The sequence below is a fragment of the Poseidonibacter lekithochrous genome, from assembly GCF_013283835.1.
Classification (GTDB): domain Bacteria; phylum Campylobacterota; class Campylobacteria; order Campylobacterales; family Arcobacteraceae; genus Poseidonibacter; species Poseidonibacter lekithochrous.
The window spans coordinates 2,926,661-2,946,073 of record NZ_CP054052.1 but is presented as its reverse complement, the minus strand read 5'-3'; the positions used below and the strand labels follow the sequence as shown (position 1 = coordinate 2,946,073).

Genomic DNA, 19,413 nt, shown 5'->3' with positions numbered 1-19,413 from the left:
CATGAGTAAACAAATAGATATATTAGCAAATGAAACAAAAACTTTAAATACGAATAGTGTTAATGTAAAAGAGGAAAAAAAAGAAGGTAGTTCTTTATTTGATTCTTTATTAACAAATGCTAAAACTAAAGTAGTTGATAATGAAGAAAAAACTACAATAGATAAATCTGCTAAAAATGCTAATATCTCTAGTTCTGATAAAAAAGAAGAGGTATCAACAAATTCTAAAAAAGTTGATGTAAATAATACAAAAGATTTAGTGGACACAAAAGAAACATCAAAAACTGAAAAAAAAGATACTATTTTAGCAAAAACTGAAAACAATTTAGAAAATACAAAACCTGAAGTGAAAACTTCTGGATCTTTATTAGATAGAATGATTTTAGAAGCTAAAACTAAAATAGTTGATAATCCTCAAAACACTACAAAAATCGAGAAAAAAGAAACAAAACCTTCTGATTCTAAAAAAACAAATTTGACTGAATCTAATGATGATGTTAAAACAAGTAAAAAAGATGATAATCCTAAAAGTGAGAATAAAGTTAATAGTTCTTCACAAAAAGTAGAATCGGTTTTAGAAAAGAATGAAGATAATCCTAGCAAAGATGTGGAAAAAATTGATAAAAAAGATTCGAAAGAAGTTAATGTATCTACAGGAAGTATAAAAAATGTTGATTTAAAGGATAATCCTTCAGTTAATAATCAAACAAAAAATAGTTCTGAAGTATTAGAAAAAAATACAAAAAATACAAAGAATACAGATGAAACAAATAAAACTGAATCAAAAGTTGATAATAAAGTAATTAATAATACTGATATTTTAAATACAGTAAAAAAAGATTTAAATACTAAAAGTGAAGAAAATTCAAAAGTAAGTAATCCTAAACTAAAAACTAATGTTGATACAAAAGAAAAGAATGAATTAGTAGATTCTAAAGATAATAAAAATAAATTAATTGATTCTTTAAAAACAGATGAAACATCTAAATTAGATAAAAAAGATTTAACTGACACAAAAAATAGTATTAAAACTAGTGATATAAAAGCTAATATAGAGGATGATTCTATATCTAATGAAATAGTTGATACTGAAGTAAAAACTAATAAAAAAGATAAAAAAACTGAAACTAATAACCTTAATAAAACTACTGTTTTAAATCAAAATGTAGATAATGAAATTAGCACTGAAATAAAAACTTTAAATAATAAAACTAATGAAGTGAAATCTACAGAAACTAAAATTTTAGATACTAAAAATACTGAAATAAAATCTACAGAAACAAAACAAGTAGATACTAAAAATGTTGATGTTAGAAATATAGAAACGAAAAAAACTGAATTAAATCAATCAAATACAAAAGAAATAATAAGCGAAAATAGTCTTGATAGAAAAATAGTAAAAAATGAAGAAAAAATAACTAGTGATAAACCTGTAGTTAATAGTGAAGTAAAAAATGAAAAAGCTGCTGAACAATTATCTAAATTAGCTAATAAAACTGAAGAAAGAGTTGATTTACCCAAGACTTCATTAGAAAATAAAAGTGAAATAAAAGAAGAAGTAAAAACTCAAGCTAAAGAAGAAAAATCTTTATTTGATAAAATTGTTGACAATAAAAAAACTCTTGAAACAAAAGTAGACGATAAAAAATTAGATGAAAAAGTAATTGATCAGCAAAGCAAAACTTTAGATAATCCAAATAAGCCTAGCAGTGAAAAAAATTCAAGAGATGTATTAACAAATATATATTTAAGTACACAAAAAAACACTAATGCTAATCAAAACTTAGCTAAAAAAACAGAAGCTATTAATGAAGTAAAAACTGCAAAAAGTACTGAAAATGTTAAGTCTGCTGCTAAGAAACTTGATTTAGAACTTGAAAAAATTGATGTTGAAGTTGAAAATGTAGAAAATAAAAATATTAATAATACAAATATAGAAAAAAGAAATTTCTTAGATAGAGTTGCTTTTAATAAAAATATTCATCATGATGATACAAGAAATATTATAAATAAATCTATAGAAGCAAGTAAAGCTATTTTATCTGATGATACAAATACTTCAACTAATAATATTGTTAATAATGCTAATGATGTAACTTTAAATATTAATCCTTCTTTAGCTCAAAGTATTCAATCCCGTATTATTGGTGCAAAACAACAAATGTCTACAATGATGTCTGATGTAGCAAGACAAATGTATGAAAATTACAAACCACCAGTAACTGCATTTAGAATTAATCTTAACCCAGCGCATTTAGGTTCAATTGCAATTGTTATGAAGAATGACAAAGACAATGGTATTAATATTAGTATGAATATTTCTAATAGTTCAACTTTAGATGCATTTGTTGATAGTCAAAATGGTTTAAAATCTGCGTTAGAAAATACTTTTGAAGAAGATGCTGAGTTTAATCTTGACTTTAGTTCAGGAGAAGAAGGCAATAATGATCAATCATCTAATAATGGTGAAAATTCACAAAAATCTTTTTCTCGAAGTAACACACAATCTATTTTAGAATTAAGAGAAAATAATCAAACATCTGAAGATAAGAATTTAGACTACTTATAAGAATGGAAGCTTTTTTATCTCTATTAAATGAGGATGTTGTATACCCCTTTTTACTTCTACTTGCTAGAATTCTAGCTTTTGTAGCTTTTATGCCTATCTTTGGTGATGCTGCTGTTAGTGGAAGAATTAGAATTGCATTAGCCTTCTATATAACTATTTTTTTATTTCCTTTAGTTGATGTAACTACTCCTATTACTCAAGATACTTTTTTATTAGGTTTATTATCTGAAATTACTTTAGGTGCTGTTGCTGCTATGTTTTTACATATTATGTTTTCTGCTGTTAGAATTATTGGGGATTTTGTTGGGTACTCAACTGCTTTATCAATGGCAATGATGTTTGACCCTTCAACTGGTTCACAAGAGGGTCTTGTTTCACGACTATTATATTGGATTGTAATTGCTCTATTTTTCCAAACAGGAATGTATGAAATGACTCTTGTTATACTAGTGAAAAGTTTTGCCATGATTCATTTAGGTACTTTTGATATATTCTCTTATGATGGTATTCAAATTGCAATTGATGAAGTTAAAAGAATGTTTTCTTTTGCTTTTGCTTTTGCCTTACCTCTATTTTTTATTGGATTTATTATGGATATATATTATGGATATGGTACAAAATCTATGCCTGCATTTTCACCTTTTGTTATCACCTTTCAATTGAAATTTGCATTGATTTTTTTATTCTTGATATTTGGTATGGAAGCTTTTACAGAGGCTTTTACAAATTATTTTATAACAAAATTTCAATAGGATATTAGTTTGGCTGATGAAGATGAAAAGACCGAAGAACCTACCGACAAGAAAATAGAAGATGCCAAAAAGGAAGGTAATGTTTCCAAATCAATGGAAGTTACTGGTGCGGCTATTCTATTTTTTGGATCTTTATATATATTATTCTTTTCTTCCCATACTATGGGTGAAATCAAAAAATTAATGATGTTCTCCTATAGTTTCATAGGACAAGAACTTGATAATACTGTATTTTATTCTCTAACTTATACTGTGGTTATGACAATGATTAGTTCATTATTACCTTTATTTGCTCTTGTGATTTTATTAACTTTTGTATTTAATTGGGTTCAATTTGGAATGATTGTAACCCCTTTAAAAATTGATTTACAAAAGCTTGATCCTATTAAAGGAATGAAGAATGTTTTTGGATTAAAAAAGCTAATTGAGGCTTTTAAATTAACAGCAAAACTTACAGTTATTATTATTGTTATGGTTCTTTTATTTCTCTTTACTGGGGACATGATTCTTGCAATGATGGACAAAGAAACCATGGGTACAATTAGTACGATGATAGAGCTTACAGGGTACTTTCTTGGGGCTATACTACTAATTATAATTATTTTTGCTATAATAGATTTTTATTTTACAAAACATTATTATATGAAGTCTTTACGTATGAGTAAACAAGATATTAAAGATGAATATAAAAACATGGATGGTGATCCTTTAGTAAAAGGTAGAATTCGTAGAATTCAAATGGAAATGGCTCAGAAAAGAATGATGACTGAAGTGCCTGATGCTGATGTTGTTATTACTAATCCTACCCATTATGCTGTAGCTATGAAGTATGATAATACTGTTGACTCTGCACCAAAAATTGTAGCAAAAGGTATTGATTTTATTGCAATAAAAATTAAAGATATTGCAAAAGAAAATGATATTCCAATTATTGAAAACCCTGCGTTAGCTAGGGCTTTACATGATCAAATAGAGATAGAACAACAAATTCCAAGTGAATTTTATAAAGCTTTAGCAGAGATTTTCTCTTATGTTTATGAGTTAAAAAAGAAAAGGTAAAGAGTGAAACTTTTAATTATATTTTTTTTATTCCTTAGTACTATTTATGCAAAAAAAGACTTTTATTATAGTTTTATAAACTCTTCTGGAGCTCAAATTTCCCAACAAAGAAAACAAACTATTGCTGATGGTTTTGATTTAATCCAAAATGCAAGATTACTTGCAAAAGAGGGTAAAATTGATGATGCTTATGCACAAATTAAAGATTTTAAAGAAAAAAATAAATTAAAAGTTTTAGAATCTGATATCATAATATTATATGCAGAACTATCATTAAAAAAAGTATCAAAAAGATATATCGTTGATGCTGCAAAAGTTTTAGAGGAAGCTATTAATTCTTCTAGAATAAATGAGTATGATTTATCAAAAGCATATATGTTATTAGTTGATTTAAAACTAAATTCAAATAAAGCAAAAGATGCTAAGTATTTTGCAGAAATAATTATCAATAATTTTAATGATGAACTTACAAAAACTTACGGAAAAATTTATTTAGCAAAAGTATATAAATATCAAAAAAACAATAAAAAAGCTATCCGAGTTTTATATAGTATTTTAACAAAAACTGATGATAAAATGATTGCAACAATTGTTGCTGATGAACTTTTTGATTTATATATTGCAAGTGAAGAGTTTGATAAAGCAAATGAGTTAATAGCAAAAGTTTTAAAAAGCAATATAGATTATTATGCAAATGATTCTTATTTAGCTAATAAAAAAATTAACAAACTAATTAAAGCTGGAATGCCAGAACATGCAGCTGATATTTTAAAAGAGTTATTAAATAGAACAAGTAAAGAAGAATCAATTGAAGACTTTAAATTTAAATTAGCAAATACATATATGCTTATGTATGATAGAACTAATTTTTATTTAGAAAAAGCAAAAGAGTTATATAAAGATATTATTACTGATTATTCCCAAGGTGCTTATTTTAAAAAATCAAAAATGTATCTTGATGAAATTTTAATGAGACAAAATAGAATTAAACCTTCTGTATTATCAAATAAATATGATTATTCAGAATCTATGCAACAAAAATCTTTATTGCAAGAGTTATTGATTGATAAAGAAGATAAAAAATTTGAAAAAATATTAAGATCTAAAAAAATATATAAGAATATTTCAAATACTATTGCTAAACGATTTGGTTATGATTCTATGAATGCTATATTTGATGAAGTTAATATTGATAGAATTCGTGAGTTATTAAATCAAGGTAAATGTTTTGAATTAAACACAGCTCTTCAAAGTTCAAGAAGTGAAACTTTAACTAAATTAATAGAAGATGAGACAATTAAATATAAATTTTTTGAATGTCTTACTGAAGCTCCTTATGAGAAGGCTTATAATCAAGTAAAAGTGACATTTAATAAAAGTAGAGATGCTAATATTTATTTATATTTAGAGCGAATGGCATTTGTTTTAGGTTTAACAGATGAAGCCTTAGATTTTTCATCAAAAGTTGAAATGGTTGATAATAAAGATGTCTTAGCAAAAGAGTTTTTATATAGATATCAAATACTAAAATCAAAAGATGAAAGTCTTTCTTTAGATAAATTCTTTTCATATACAAAACGGAATTTAGATTTTATAAAACAAAATGAAAATAATCCTGTTATTGTTGATTTTTATTATGATTATTATCTATATTTATTAAAAAAAGAAGAGAACGATAAAGCAAATGATATTTTGACTAAACTGTATGAAAAACAAAAAGATATTAAAGCTTTTGTCTATTCACCATTCGTTGAAACAGAATTATCAAGATTAGAAAAAGATAATAACAATATTGAAAAATCATTAGATTATTTATTAGAGTCCTTAAAAAATAGTAGAAAAGTAAGATCTAATGATGAAGTAAAAATCTATTATGATATTTTGAAATCATATGAAAATTTAGGAAATGACCTAAAAAGAGATGAATACATTTTAAAATGTAAAGAAGTAAAAGGAACAAGTGATAGTTTATATAAAAAAATGTGTGATGAGATGTAATGGATTTAGATAGTTTTATAGATAGTATTGACTCAACAAACTTAGCCATTGCATTTGGACGAATTAAACACATTTCAACAACAACAGTTACAGCTGTAGGTTTAGAAGTAGCAGTTGGTGATATTGTAAAAATTGAATCTGTACAGCACTTATATACGGTTTTGGGAATGGTTGCTTCAATTGATAGTGAATCTTTTACAATTGTACCATTTTCATTTATTGAAGGTTTTAGAATTCATGATAAAGTTTACCTTCAAAAAGAAGGTTTATCTGTTAAGTGTGGTTATGGATTATTAGGAAGAGTTGTAAATGCTTTGGGTGAGCCTATTGATGATAAAGGTAAACCTCAAGAATTAAGAGAGAATTCTGCAATTAATAAACTTTCAATGCCTCCACTAGAGAGAGGAATAATTGATGAAAAATTCTCAACTGGTGTTAAATCTATTGATTCAATGTTAACTTCTGGAAAAGGGCAAAAAGTTGGTATTTTTGCAGGTTCAGGAGTTGGTAAATCAACACTTATGGGAATGATTGTTAAAGGTTGTGAAGCTCAAATTAAAGTTATAGCTTTAATTGGGGAAAGAGGGCGTGAAATTCCTGAATTTATTCATTATAATTTAGATAATAATTTAGAAAATACCGTAATTGTTGCAGCTACTTCAGATGAATCGGCTCTAATGAGAAAATATGGAGCTTTTACTGCTATGGCAATTGCTGAGTTCTTTAGAGATAAAGGTCATGATGTTTTACTTATGATGGATTCTGTTACAAGATTTGCAATGGCTCAAAGAGAGATTGGATTAAGTACTGGTGAACCACCTGTAAGTCGTGGTTATCCGCCTTCAGTGTTTGCTTTATTACCTCAATTAATGGAGAGAGCTGGAAATAATGATAAAGGTTCATTAACTGCATTTTTTACTGTATTAGTTGATGGTGATGATATGAATGATCCCGTTGCTGATCAGAGTAGATCTATTTTAGATGGGCATATTGTTTTAACAAGAGAATTAACTGAACAGGGTTTTTATCCTCCAATTAATCTTCTAAAATCAGCTTCAAGGGTAATGGACAAAGTTGTTAATAATGAACATTATAATGACTTTTTAAAGTTAAAAAGAGTATTATCTTTAATAAAGGAAAACGAAGTTTTAGTTAGAGTTGGGGCATATAAACCTGGCATGGATGCTGAACTTGACGCTGCAATGGCTAAAAAAGAGAAAATTAGAGAATTTTTAACTCAAAGTACTCAAGAACGTTACAATTTTAATGAAATTGTAGCAATGTTTAGAAAGGTTTTAGAATGATTAATCAAACACAACAGACTTTATATCATTTAGATAATTTAAATGCTGAGCAAAAAAGAATTTCTTATCAAACTAGTACTGGAAAAAAACTAGAAAATGGTAGTGATGATTCTGTACTTTACTCAAGAGAAATTTTTGTTGATGACAAAATAAAAACTTTTGAAGGTATTCAAACTCAAATAACTAGAACAAATGTTCATAACGATGTTTCTGATTCTGCTTTAACAGAAGTTAAAAGATTAATGGAACAAGTAAAAAGCGAACTTTTAAAAGCAAACACTGATACAACAACGCCAGAGGGTAAAAAATCTATTGCTATTAGTATTTCTGGAGTTAAACAAAATATTCTTGACTTGGCAAATAGTAGAGTAGATGGCGAATATTTATTTGCAGGTTCTGATTCTTCTGTTAAACCATTTATTGAAGATGCAAATGGTAATGTTACTTATAATGGTGATAACCAGTTAAGAAAAATTGCAGTGGAAGAAGGTTCTTACCGAGATAAGGGTGTAAATGGCTTTGATATGATGATGTATTCATCAGACGTGGCTACAAAAGGTGACCCAAATTTAAGTTTCAAAGAAAGTGATAGGATTATCGATCAAGATGGTTCTGAATGGAAACTTGATGCAACTAAAACTAATATCGTTAAATATGATTTAGATGGTAATGTTACTACAACAACACTACCTGTAACTAATAATGCTGCAACACCACCTGTTTATACAGCGAATGTTGGAACAGCAGATGGAACAAAATTTGAAGCAAAAACTAATATTTTTGAAGCTTTAAATAGTGTAATTAATGCTTTAAATAAAGTTGATACAGCAGGAAACCCTGTTAGTGATGCAGTTGCAGATGCAGCTTTAAATACTGGTATTAATGAAATCAATGATTCTTATGATGCAATTAACGTTGCCCATGCAGAACTTGGTGGAAGAAACAAAGTATTCGAATTATCACAAGAGAAAGTTACAGCAAAACTTACTCAGTACAATGTATTATCTATAGAAATTGGAGCAGCAGATTTATCAAAACTAGCTGTTGAATCAAAAGCATTAGAATTAACATACACAGCATTATATTCAACAATTAACAAAACTAATCAATTGTCATTAGTTAATTTTCTTAGATAATTAATTATTTACCTAGATGAATTTTAAAAAGATATTTACAAAAGATTTATTTATTGTTGCATTATTTGTAGCAATTTTAACGATTATCATCGTCCCTTTATCAAAAGGGATGCTGGATTTTTTCTTGGTAATATCTTTATCTTTATCATTATTAATCCTATTAATTTCACTGTATATTCAGAAACCTTCTGATTTAACTACTTTCCCAACTATTATTCTTATTCTTGCACTGTTTAGACTGTCCTTGAATATTGCAACTACAAGGTCAATTTTAAGTGAGGGACACAATGGTCCTGATGCGGTAAGTTCTATTATCTCAGCCTTTGGTGACTTTGTTGTTGGTGGAAATATGGTAATTGGGGTTATTGTATTTATTATTCTAGTTCTTATTAACTTTATGGTTGTTACTAAGGGTGCAACAAGGGTTGCGGAAGTTACTGCAAGATTTACACTTGATTCAATGCCTGGTAAACAAATGGCAATTGATGCGGATTTAAATGCAGGATTTATTGATGATAAAGAAGCGCAAGTGAGAAGAAAGTCTTTAATTTCTGAAGCTAGTTTCTATGGGGCAATGGATGGATCGTCTAAGTTCGTAAAAGGTGATGCTGTTGCTGGTATTATTATTACTTTAGTTAACCTAATTGGTGGATTATTAATTGGTCTATTCCAGCATGATTTAACAGTATCTGAAAGTGGTAGAATTTATACTATTTTAACTATTGGTGATGGATTAGTAGCTCAATTACCTGCTTTAATTTTATCAACTGCAACTGCTATTATTATTACTAGATCTAATATGGATGAAGATAAATTTGCTAATCAATCTATTATGCAACTTGCTAAAGATTCTAAATCACTAGTGTTAGTTGGTATGGGTATGATTTTATTTGGATTTGTTCCTGGATTCCCTGCTGGTATTTTAGTATTTATGGGATTATTAATGATATTTATTGGATACACAATAAATCTTATAGAACAAGATGTTGATAATGCATTAACTAGATTCTTTAAAACTGAACCTGAAAAGAAAAAAGCTAAAATTAGTGATAATGTTGATGTTATAAAAGAGAAGAAAAAACAAGCAAGTGCTGCTAATGACGAACAGACTATTGAAACTATTATGAAGCTTGAAGTTCTTGAGTTAAAATTAGGAATTAGATTACTTCAATTAGTTCAAGGTAACTCAGAATTATTAGACAAAATTAAAGCTATTAGAAAAACAATTGCAACAGAACTTGGATTTATTATTCCTCAAATTAGAATCTCTGATGATGCTAGTTTATCACCTAATGAATATCAATTATATTTAAAAAGAATTCCTTTAGTAAAAGGACGAGTTGAGATTGATAAATTATTAGCAATGGGTGGTTTAGGTAATGAAAAACTTCCAGGTTTAAAAGTAAAAGAACCTGTATTTAATTTAGAAGCAACTTGGATTGCACAACATTTAAAAGAAGAAGCCTTAATGAAAGGTTTTACTGTTGTTGATGCTCCTACAATTATCTCTACACATATCTCAGAAGTAATTAAAAAACACTCTGAAGATATTATTACTAGACAAGATATTGTAGATATTGTTGATAGATTGAAAAAAGATTTCCCTATTGTAGTTGAAGAAGCTATGAAAGTTACTTCTTATGGTTCATTACTAAAAGTATCTAAAGACTTATTACATGAGAAGATACCTATTGTAGATATGCTTACAATTATTGAAGCAATTGCAGATATTGCAGAGTTTACAAAAGCTCCTGATGTATTATTAGAGCATGTAAGATCTAAGTTATATAGATTAATTACTCAGAAGTTTTTAGATAATGATGGTATTTTACATATTGTTACTATTAAACCAGAGTTAGAACAACAATTTATTGGAAAACTACAAGATCAACATGGAGCTAGTCAGCTTATGTTATCAATTGCTGAGATCAATAATCTTGTGACACATACAAAATCTTTAATTGAACAAATAGAAGCTAAAGGTTTCAATAAAGTTGCAATGGTAGTTGATCCTGTTTTAAGAAAAAGAATTTCAGAAATATACGAAAAATTTGGCCTTCAAGTTGCAGTTATATCCCATGCGGAACTTGATTCAAAAGCAAACTTTGCTATTGAAGGTACATTAGACTTTTAGGAGACTTGGTGATTAGATTTTTAATAATATTAATAACTCTTGTTACAATATCTTTTTCTAATGTAAAAATAGAGATTCCTTCTTCTATAATAAAAGGTGAGTCTTTACTTTTTGCTATTGAAGCAAGTGGGGATGATATAATTTTCCCTGAAATCAAAGAGATAGATGGTTTTACAGTTGATGTAATACAATCTTATAATTCTACTAATATAATAAACTCAAGAATAACAAAAAAAATCAAAAAAGTTTATTCTTTGCAACCTACAAGTGATATAACTCTTCCTCCCTTAGAATTTAAAATTGATGATAAACTTTATATCACAAAAATCAAAGAAGTTAAATTAGTAAATGCTAAGAAGACTAAATCAGAATTATTTGATTTAACAATTAAAACTAATAAAAATGATGTTTATGTTGGTGAAGATATTATTTTAACAGTTGTTTTTAAATACAAAAAACACTCACAAATAGTTGATTTATCATTTGAACAGCCAAACTTTAATAACTTTTGGTTCAAACAACTAAATAGTTCAAAGCAGTATGAAGATGGAAATTTTGTTGTACAAGAATTAAACTTTTTATTATTCCCTCTAAAAGCTGGACTATTAGAAATAACACCAATGATAATACATACACAAATGGTAGATCCTAGAAAAAGTGCTTATGCAATGTTTTCAAATGGGTTGAGTACTTTTAAAGTTTATTCAAATGCTTTAGATCTTAAGGCAAAGGATTTACCTTCTGGTGTTGATTTAATAGGTGATTTTGATATAGAAGCCAAGCTTGATAAAACAAAAGTAAAAAAGGGTGAATCTATTTCTTATCGACTAAAAGTTGATGGAGTAGGAAATATTGATGATATAAAAGATATTAAATTAGATTTAAAAGAAGCTACAATTTTTGAAAATAAACCTAAAATAATAGCTTCTTTTAAAGATGGAAAATATACTGGATCTTATACAAAAGTTTTCTCACTTTTATTAAATAAAAATACAACAATTCCTTCTGTAAAACTATCTTATTTCAATAAATTAGAAAACAAAGTTATTACAAAAGAAACAAAATCATTTGTAATAGAAGTTGAAAATAAAAATGAAAACATCACTCCTGTTACACTAGAGAAAAAGAATAATAGTGTGCAAAATATGACTCAAATAAAAGTTGTAGAAAAAAGCTCAATAAAAGATAATATTTTATATTTTTCTTTGGGTATTATTAGTACATTATTAATATTTGGTTTATATTATTATGTTATAAAACAGAAAGAAAAAAAAGAGTTTAATGATAGGCCACTATTAAAGAAAATAAAAGCCTCTTCTTCAAGTAATGATTTATTAAAAATCTTATCTCCTTTTATTAAAACAAATTCTTCTTTGGATAAGTTGATTTTTGATTTAGAAAAGCAGGGTGATTTTAAAACATTAAAAAAAGAAATTATTAAACTACTCAAACAAATAGAATTAAAAGGATAAATTATATGAAAGTATTACTATTTTGTTTTTTATTAATTAATAGCCTTATGGCAAGTGAATATTACGCAAAACTTGAGCCTTTTGAAAATTATAAAGTGAAGTCTTCAGTTTCTGGGAAAGTAACTTTCTCAAATGAAAAAGTAGAAGGTTCTTTTGCAAATAATAGTGTTGTTGTTCAAATAGATTCTAAAGTAAATAAAATTGAATTAGAACAATCAAAAAAGAAATTAAAACTATTTAATGAAATGATTAAGATTGAAAATACAAACTATAAGAGATTAAAAAGTATTTCTTCTAAATCTGCTTTTGAAAAAGATACTCAAAAATTAAAAGTTGTTAATTTAGAATCTAGTAAAGCTGATATTATAGTAAAAATTGAAACACTAAAAGATAGTATTTCTAATAAAAAATTAGTTGAAAAATCAAACTATATTTTTAATATTTCAGTAAAAAAAGATGACTATGTAACTCCTGGGACTTTATTATATGAATCAAAAGACTTATCAAAAGCAAAATTAGAGTTTTTTGTTCCTATTTCAAATGTAGAAAGTATTAAAAATAAAGTTATATATTTAGATGGAAAGAAAACAGATTTAAAAATCAATAAAGTATATGAAGTTGCAGATTCTTCTCATATTTCATCTTATAAAGTAAAAATAGTTTTAGATAATGTGAAAGTATTCTCAAGGTTGGTAAAAATTGAATTCAAATAAAAAAGTAGCATGTCCATTAGACTGTTATGATGCTTGTCAAGGTGAAAATATTGATGGTAATATAAAAGGTTCTAATGAGAATATTACTAATAAAAAACTATGTGTGAACTTTGCTTCTTTATTAAAAGAAGATAATTTAAAAAGTGCAAAATATAAAAATGAAGATATTTCTTTAGAAAAAGCTCTTGATATTTTAGAAGAGAAATTAAAAAGTACAGAAGCTGAAAAAAGTATTTATTATAATGGAAGTGGAAACTTAGGATTAATGCAAAGTGCTCCTAAAAACTTCTTTACTCAATATGGTTCAGCTTTAACAAAAGGTAGTTTATGTGATGGTGGTGGAGGTGCTGGAATTGAAGCATCTAGAGGTGCTGTGATTAATCCTAGTATTGATAAATTATTAGATGCTGATGTAATTATAGTATGGGGAAGAAACTTCTCAGTAACATCATCTCATTTATATAATCAAGTAAAAGATAAAACATTTATTACTATTGATCCAATTACTACACCAATTGCAAAAAAATCAGAGCTTCATATGAAAGTTAATCCTAAAACAGATTATGAATTGGCTCTGTTTTTAACTAGATTAGCATTTATGAATAGAGCTGAAGATGAAGAGTTTTTAGAGGAGTATACAGAAGGTTCTGATTGGTTTTTTGATATTGCTAAAAATAGACCTTTAGTATCTTATGAAGCAACAACAGGTGTATCACTAGATGAGGCATATAAACTTTTTGATATGGTTGAAGGTAAAAGCGTAGCTATTATGTTAGGTCTTGGAGTTCAGAAGTATCTTGAAGGCTCTCAGATTACTAGATGTATTGATGGTTTTGCAGCTTACATGGGATATCATAATCCAAATACAGCTGGTGGCCTTTGGTATTTAAGTGATTCAGGTTATGGATATGATAAACAGTTTGCAATAAAAGGTAAAAATAAAAAGATTGCAGTTCCAGAAGTTGATTTTGGAAATTATGAACTTTCTTTTATTCAAGGTGCAAACCCAGTTGTTTCTGCTCCTAATACTCAAGCTGTAATAGATGGATTAAAAAAATCATTTGTTGTATTTTTTGGTACAACATATAATGATACATGTGAATATGCAGATTTAATTATTCCTTCATGTTCATTCCTTTCTAAAAAAGATGTAAGATTATCTTATGGAAATAGACATAAGTCTTTATCTTATATTCAAAAAGACAAAGAAGAAGGAACAATTAGTGAGTATGAATTAGCTTCTTATTTAATTGAAAAGTTTGATTATCAAGCATTATGTTCTGAAGATGAAGCTTTTGAATATTATAAAGATAAAGAAGTGGAATATCCTACTTTAGAAACATTTGAATTTATTGAAGATATTGAAGTTGAACCTTTATACAAAGATAAAACAGAAGATAACTTCTATTTAATCACTGCTAAAAGTAAAAGCTCTTTAAACTCACAATTTAAGATTGATAATAATGTATATTTACATGAATCAACTGGATATAGTAATGGTGATATAGTTAAAATATCTTCAAAATATGGAGAAGCACAATTTACTGTTAGCTTATCAAATGATATAAAAGAGTCATGTGCTTTCTTTTTTGCTGGAAACAAGAATACAAACTACCTAACACCAAATAAAGAAGATGAAGATTCAAACTCGGCTATGTTCCAAGAGGTTTTAATTAACATTGAATTATCGTAAACTCTTCCGTGAACATAAGGTAATTAGGGATTTATCTTTAGTTCAATTTATTGCATACTTTGGTGCATGGTTTTCTAACGTAGCTATTTATACAATGTTAGTTGAGTTTGGTTCTACTGAACTTGCTATTTCCGTTGTTGCTGCGATGCACTTTATTCCTGCTGTAATAATTGCACCTTTCTCTGGTGCGATTATTGATAGATTTAAAATCAAACCTTTAATGGTTTCCTTATTATCCATTGAACTTATTATGACTTTATGTTTTTTAACCATAGATAATCAAAATGATATTTGGCTTTTAATGATATTTATATTTGTTCGTATGAGTGCTGCATCTATGTTTTTCTCAACTGAAATGTCTTTATTAGCAAAATTATTAAATGGAAAAGCTTTACAACAAGTAAATGAAATTCATTCAATTATATGGTCTTTTACTTATGCTGCAGGAATGGCAATGAGTGGAATAATAGTAAATTTTGTAGGTATTAAAATTGCTTTTATTATTGATTCAATGTTTTTTCTTGTTGCTTTAATAGTCTTTATAAATATTGATTTTAAAGTAAAAGCTTCTATTGTTCAAGATAAAATATGGGAGCTTATAAAAGATGGTTTTCTTTATATTAAAAACAATAGAATTATTCTTCATTTAATATTTTTGCATTCATGTGTGGGATTAACTTCTTTTGATACTTTAGTTACATTACTTGCAAAAAATGAGTATAAATATGTAATAGCAGTACCTTTAGCTATTGGTATTTCAAATGCAACTAGAGCTGTTGCCTTAATGATAGGTCCTGTATTTATATCAAAATATGTGAATAAGAATAATTTACATTATGTACTAATTCTTCAAGGTATAGCTATTATATTATGGGGACTTACTCAGTTTAATTTTTATGTATCATTATTCACTATTTTCTTTACTGGATTTTTTACTACTATTCTTTGGTCCTTTACTTATGCTTTATTACAAGATCAGTGTGATGAGAAGTATTTAGGGAGAGTAATTTCTTATAATGATATGTTTTTTATGATGGCTTGTGTGCTTACAACATTATTTATTGGGTTAATGGCAAGTTTAACTTCACTTGCTATAATTACGAGCATATTAGGATTAGGATTTATCCTTTTCGCTTTTTATTATACAAGGATATTAAAGTGGATATAAATAAGAAAGTATTTTTATTAGCAATCTATAAAAAAGAAGAATCAGAAACTCTAAATGATATAGTTTTAAAACTTGAAGAGACAGGTCTTTTTTCATTAAAAGATGGAAAGAAATTTTTAAAAGAGTTTAAAAAAGAAGAGTTAGTAAGTGATTCTTATTTAACATTAAAAGGTCAAATACAAGCTCAAGACGTAGAGAAAGAATTCAAAATCTAACTCATGTTTAAAGAGAAATATATATCAAAATTTATATTTGTCGTACCAATATTATTTATAATATTAACCTCTGGAATTTTTACATTTTTACATATTAAAAATGCTGAAAAAAACTTCCAGAGTGATTTTATAAATCTAAAACAAAACTTCTTAAAGGAAGAACAATTAAGGCTAGAACCAATTGTCTCTTCAATTAACTCATATATTAAATTCAAAAAAGCAACTTCAATAAATATTGTAAAAAATAAAATAAAATTAAAAGTAGATATTGCTGGATCCTTACTATCAAAACATATAAATAAAGATTTAAATACTGAGAGAATATCTCAAATTAAAATAAGTCTATTATCAGATTTAAATAAAATCAATAATAAAGATACTGGTAGGTATTTTATAAATGACTATTCAAAAAAAGAGAATAGTTTTTTATCAAATACCTCTTCTTTAAGTAAGGAATTTATATTTAAATATAATGAATTACTTGGAGTTAAAAAAGAAGGTTATATTGTAAATAAAGAGTTCTATGAAAAGAACTTAGAGATTAAAGAGTTAACAAAATTAACGTATATTAAAAACTTTGAGAAGTTAAAACTTACAGTATCTTATTCTTTATATTTAAATGATTATGAAAAGATTACAAAAAAAGAGGTTTTAAATAGACTAAATTTAATGAGTATTGAAACTTATGGAAATATTTTTACTTTAGATAAAAACTTTGGAATTATTCAAAACCTCAGAGAAAAACAAAACAAAAAAATAGAGTTTAAAGATATTGAAAAAGATGTAGAAATAAATGAACTTTTATGGCAATATCAAAAAAAATCTAAAGCTGATTTATCAAATGGTAAATATGAATATATATGGAAAGAGATTAATAAAAACACTTATAAACTATATGTATTTAATTATGTTGATACTTGGGATTGGGTTATTACTCTAAGTTTAGATATCAATAATATATCTACTTATCTTAATAATATAAAAGAACAAAATGAGCTAAAAAGAGAAGAGATAATAAAAGAGTCAACTCAAATAGCAGCAGCTTTTGTTCTAGTTGCAAGTATTTTATCTTATTTTCTATCAATCAAAATCAATCAAATACTAACAACTTATCAAAAAAGAATAGAAAGCCAAAAAAATGCACTTCGAAATATAAATGCAACACTTGAAGTAAAAGTTGTAGAAAAAACAAATCAATTAGAAATACTAAATGATAAACTAAAAAAGAAATTCAAAGATGAAGTACGAAAGAATAGAAAAAAAGACCAAATGGTTTATTCTCAATCTAAAATGGCAGCAATGGGTGAAATGATTGGTAATATTGCTCATCAATGGCGACAACCTTTAAGTATAATTTCTACAATTGCTAGTGGTTCAGTTATTAAGGTTGATTATAAAACATTAAAAGAAGATGATTTAAAAAAAGACTTACAAAAAATTATTGATACTACAAAACATCTATCTAGTACAATTGATGACTTTAGAAACTTTTTTATTGATAATAAAGAAGTTGAAAAATTTGATTTAGTATCTTTAATGGAAAAGAATATTAACCTAATTGCTGCCTCAATGCAAAACAATTATATAAAAGTAATTACAAACTTTAATAGTATAGAAATCAAAGCTATTAAGAATGAATTATTACAAGCAGTACTTAATATCCTAAATAATGCGAGAGACTCTGTAATTGAACAAATTGAAGGGAAAAGAGTTATTGTAATTGATGTTTTCCAAGAAGAGAATGAAGCTTGTATTGTAATCAAAGATAGTGGAGGTGGAATTCCTAAAGAGAATCTTGAAAAGATATTCCAACCATACTTTACTACAAAAGAAAAAAGCTTAGGTACGGGTGTTGGATTGTATATGACAAAACAAATTTTAGTTAATCATATGAATGGGAAAATATCAGTAAACAATGAAGAGTTTATTATTGAAGATGTGATTTATAATGGTGCATCTTTTAAAATTTCATTACCTATGGATAATTCTTAACCTTTAGAAACAAACCTTTTAATTAGCCTAAAAAATCTAAACTAGTTTTTCTTTGAATCCTTATATTTAGCTATAATTTTATATATTTTAGCCATAAAAAATAAGGGAAAAGAATGATTTTAGATTATAAAGATATCAACGATTTAAATAGATATAAAATTATGTCAGATACAGTAATACCAAGACCTATTGCTTGGATTGTAACTGAAGATGAAGGTGTATTAAATGCAGCACCTTTTTCATATTTTATACCAATCTCAACTAATCCAGCATTAGTAATTGTTGCAATTGGAGAGAAAGAAGCTGGTATTCCAAAAGACTCACTTGCAAATATTTTAAAACACAAAAAAGCTACTATTTGTTTTGTTAATAAAGACAATGCTGATCAAGTTAAAAAATGTGCACTTCCTTTAGGAAAAGAAGAGAGTGAAATAGAAAAGTTTGAAATAGATGTTAATGCAGTTATGGATGGTTACCCACCAATGATTTCTTCTTCTCAAAGTGCTTTATTATGTGATTACTATGATACAGTTGATGTTCCAGGTGTAACTACTCCTGTAATCTTAGAATTAAAACACCAATATCTTGAAGATGGAAGATTAGATGAGAGATCGCATGTTAATGTTGATAACATAGGTAGATGTGGTGCTACATTTAAAGCTTTAGTTGATTTATAATCAAAAACTATGGGATTAAGTAATTAATCCCACCTTCTTAAAATACTAGTTAATAATAGTTTTATTAATTCAAAATATCCCAAAATTACATTTTAGTTACAGAAAATAACTTTATATTGTTTCTTAATTTAATTTAAAATATATTTACATATAAATATTATTAAAGAGTAAACAATGTATTCATCTGAACAAAAACTTATTTTAGAAACACAAGTGTGTAAATCAAAAAAACAATTAAGAATTTTCTCTTCATCACCTTACTCTAATGTTAGATCATCTGTAGCTAAAAATCCATATACAGATTCAGAAACTTTAAATAAACTAGCCTTTGACTGCGTGGCTAGGGTTTCTTATTGGGCATTAAAAAATAATAAATGTACTAAAAAAAGAATATTAAGAAGTGAAGATTTAGAACATAAGTGTGTGATTTGTAAAATTGATGAAAGTCTTTTTTTTAAAGAGTGTCAGCAATGTTGCAATTAAAAGTTATATTAAGTTATTTAATTTGCAATAAAAAGTATTTAATAACTA

The 19,413-nt window shown here is 26.5% G+C and carries 15 protein-coding genes; all 15 read left to right on the top strand.

The features are described 5' to 3' along the window. The first annotated feature begins 1 nt into the window (after nucleotide 1). The 15 genes from ALEK_RS14185 to ALEK_RS14115 all read left to right on the top strand — a co-directional run bounded on the left by ALEK_RS14185 (nucleotide 2) and on the right by ALEK_RS14115 (nucleotide 19,365). Nucleotides 2-2,569: a flagellar hook-length control protein FliK gene (locus ALEK_RS14185; RefSeq protein WP_071626928.1), complete on the top strand. Its 2,568-nt coding sequence runs from the start codon at nucleotides 2-4 to the stop codon at nucleotides 2,567-2,569. A gap of 2 nt (nucleotides 2,570-2,571) precedes the next feature. Further along, the gene (locus ALEK_RS14180) at nucleotides 2,572-3,321 is read left to right on the top strand and encodes a flagellar biosynthetic protein FliR (RefSeq protein ID WP_071626929.1); all 750 of its coding nucleotides are present in this window, start codon (nucleotides 2,572-2,574) and stop codon (nucleotides 3,319-3,321) included. Between the two features lie 9 nt (nucleotides 3,322-3,330). Beyond that, nucleotides 3,331-4,380 (top strand): flagellar biosynthesis protein FlhB, encoded by a 1,050-nt coding sequence (flhB, locus tag ALEK_RS14175; RefSeq protein WP_071626930.1) that lies wholly within the window; start codon nucleotides 3,331-3,333, stop codon nucleotides 4,378-4,380. Between the two features lie 3 nt (nucleotides 4,381-4,383). Continuing rightward, nucleotides 4,384-6,378: a tetratricopeptide repeat protein gene (locus ALEK_RS14170; RefSeq protein ID WP_071626931.1), complete on the top strand. Its 1,995-nt coding sequence runs from the start codon at nucleotides 4,384-4,386 to the stop codon at nucleotides 6,376-6,378. Then, nucleotides 6,378-7,682 carry a flagellar protein export ATPase FliI gene (gene fliI / locus ALEK_RS14165; RefSeq protein WP_071626932.1) on the top strand — a complete coding sequence of 435 codons (1,305 nt, stop codon included), beginning with the start codon at nucleotides 6,378-6,380 and terminating at the stop codon, nucleotides 7,680-7,682. Before ALEK_RS14170 ends, fliI begins: the two co-directional genes overlap by 1 nt. Further along, nucleotides 7,679-8,818 carry a flagellar hook-associated protein FlgL gene (gene flgL, locus ALEK_RS14160; RefSeq protein ID WP_071626933.1) on the top strand — a complete coding sequence of 380 codons (1,140 nt, stop codon included), beginning with the start codon at nucleotides 7,679-7,681 and terminating at the stop codon, nucleotides 8,816-8,818. The genes fliI and flgL overlap by 4 nt, the downstream gene beginning before the upstream one ends. Before the next feature lie 16 nt (nucleotides 8,819-8,834). After that, nucleotides 8,835-10,952 (top strand): flagellar biosynthesis protein FlhA, encoded by a 2,118-nt coding sequence (gene flhA, locus ALEK_RS14155; protein ID WP_071626934.1) that lies wholly within the window; start codon nucleotides 8,835-8,837, stop codon nucleotides 10,950-10,952. 8 nt (nucleotides 10,953-10,960) lie between these two features. Beyond that, nucleotides 10,961-12,424, top strand: a complete 1,464-nt coding sequence (locus ALEK_RS14150) for a BatD family protein (RefSeq protein WP_071626935.1) — start codon at nucleotides 10,961-10,963, stop codon at nucleotides 12,422-12,424. A gap of 5 nt (nucleotides 12,425-12,429) precedes the next feature. After that, entirely contained in the window at nucleotides 12,430-13,137 is a 708-nt protein-coding gene (locus ALEK_RS14145) for an efflux RND transporter periplasmic adaptor subunit (RefSeq protein WP_071626936.1), read from the top strand. Beyond that, the gene (locus ALEK_RS14140) at nucleotides 13,124-14,830 is read left to right on the top strand and encodes a molybdopterin-dependent oxidoreductase (RefSeq protein ID WP_071626937.1); all 1,707 of its coding nucleotides are present in this window, start codon (nucleotides 13,124-13,126) and stop codon (nucleotides 14,828-14,830) included. The genes ALEK_RS14145 and ALEK_RS14140 overlap by 14 nt, the downstream gene beginning before the upstream one ends. Continuing rightward, nucleotides 14,817-15,998, top strand: a complete 1,182-nt coding sequence (locus ALEK_RS14135; protein WP_071626938.1) for an MFS transporter — start codon at nucleotides 14,817-14,819, stop codon at nucleotides 15,996-15,998. Before ALEK_RS14140 ends, ALEK_RS14135 begins: the two co-directional genes overlap by 14 nt. Continuing rightward, a complete protein-coding gene (locus tag ALEK_RS14130) occupies nucleotides 15,989-16,213 on the top strand; it encodes a hypothetical protein (protein ID WP_071626939.1) in 225 nt (74 codons plus the stop codon). The genes ALEK_RS14135 and ALEK_RS14130 overlap by 10 nt, the downstream gene beginning before the upstream one ends. 3 nt (nucleotides 16,214-16,216) lie before the next feature. Continuing rightward, entirely contained in the window at nucleotides 16,217-18,205 is a 1,989-nt protein-coding gene (locus ALEK_RS14125; protein WP_071626940.1) for a sensor histidine kinase, read from the top strand. Nucleotides 18,206-18,318: 113 nt separating this feature from the next. After that, the gene (locus tag ALEK_RS14120; RefSeq protein ID WP_071626941.1) at nucleotides 18,319-18,882 is read left to right on the top strand and encodes a flavin reductase family protein; all 564 of its coding nucleotides are present in this window, start codon (nucleotides 18,319-18,321) and stop codon (nucleotides 18,880-18,882) included. 174 nt (nucleotides 18,883-19,056) lie between these two features. After that, nucleotides 19,057-19,365, top strand: coding sequence for a hypothetical protein (locus tag ALEK_RS14115; RefSeq protein WP_071626942.1), 309 nt, complete (start codon nucleotides 19,057-19,059; stop codon nucleotides 19,363-19,365). The last annotated feature ends 48 nt before the right edge of the window (nucleotides 19,366-19,413 follow it).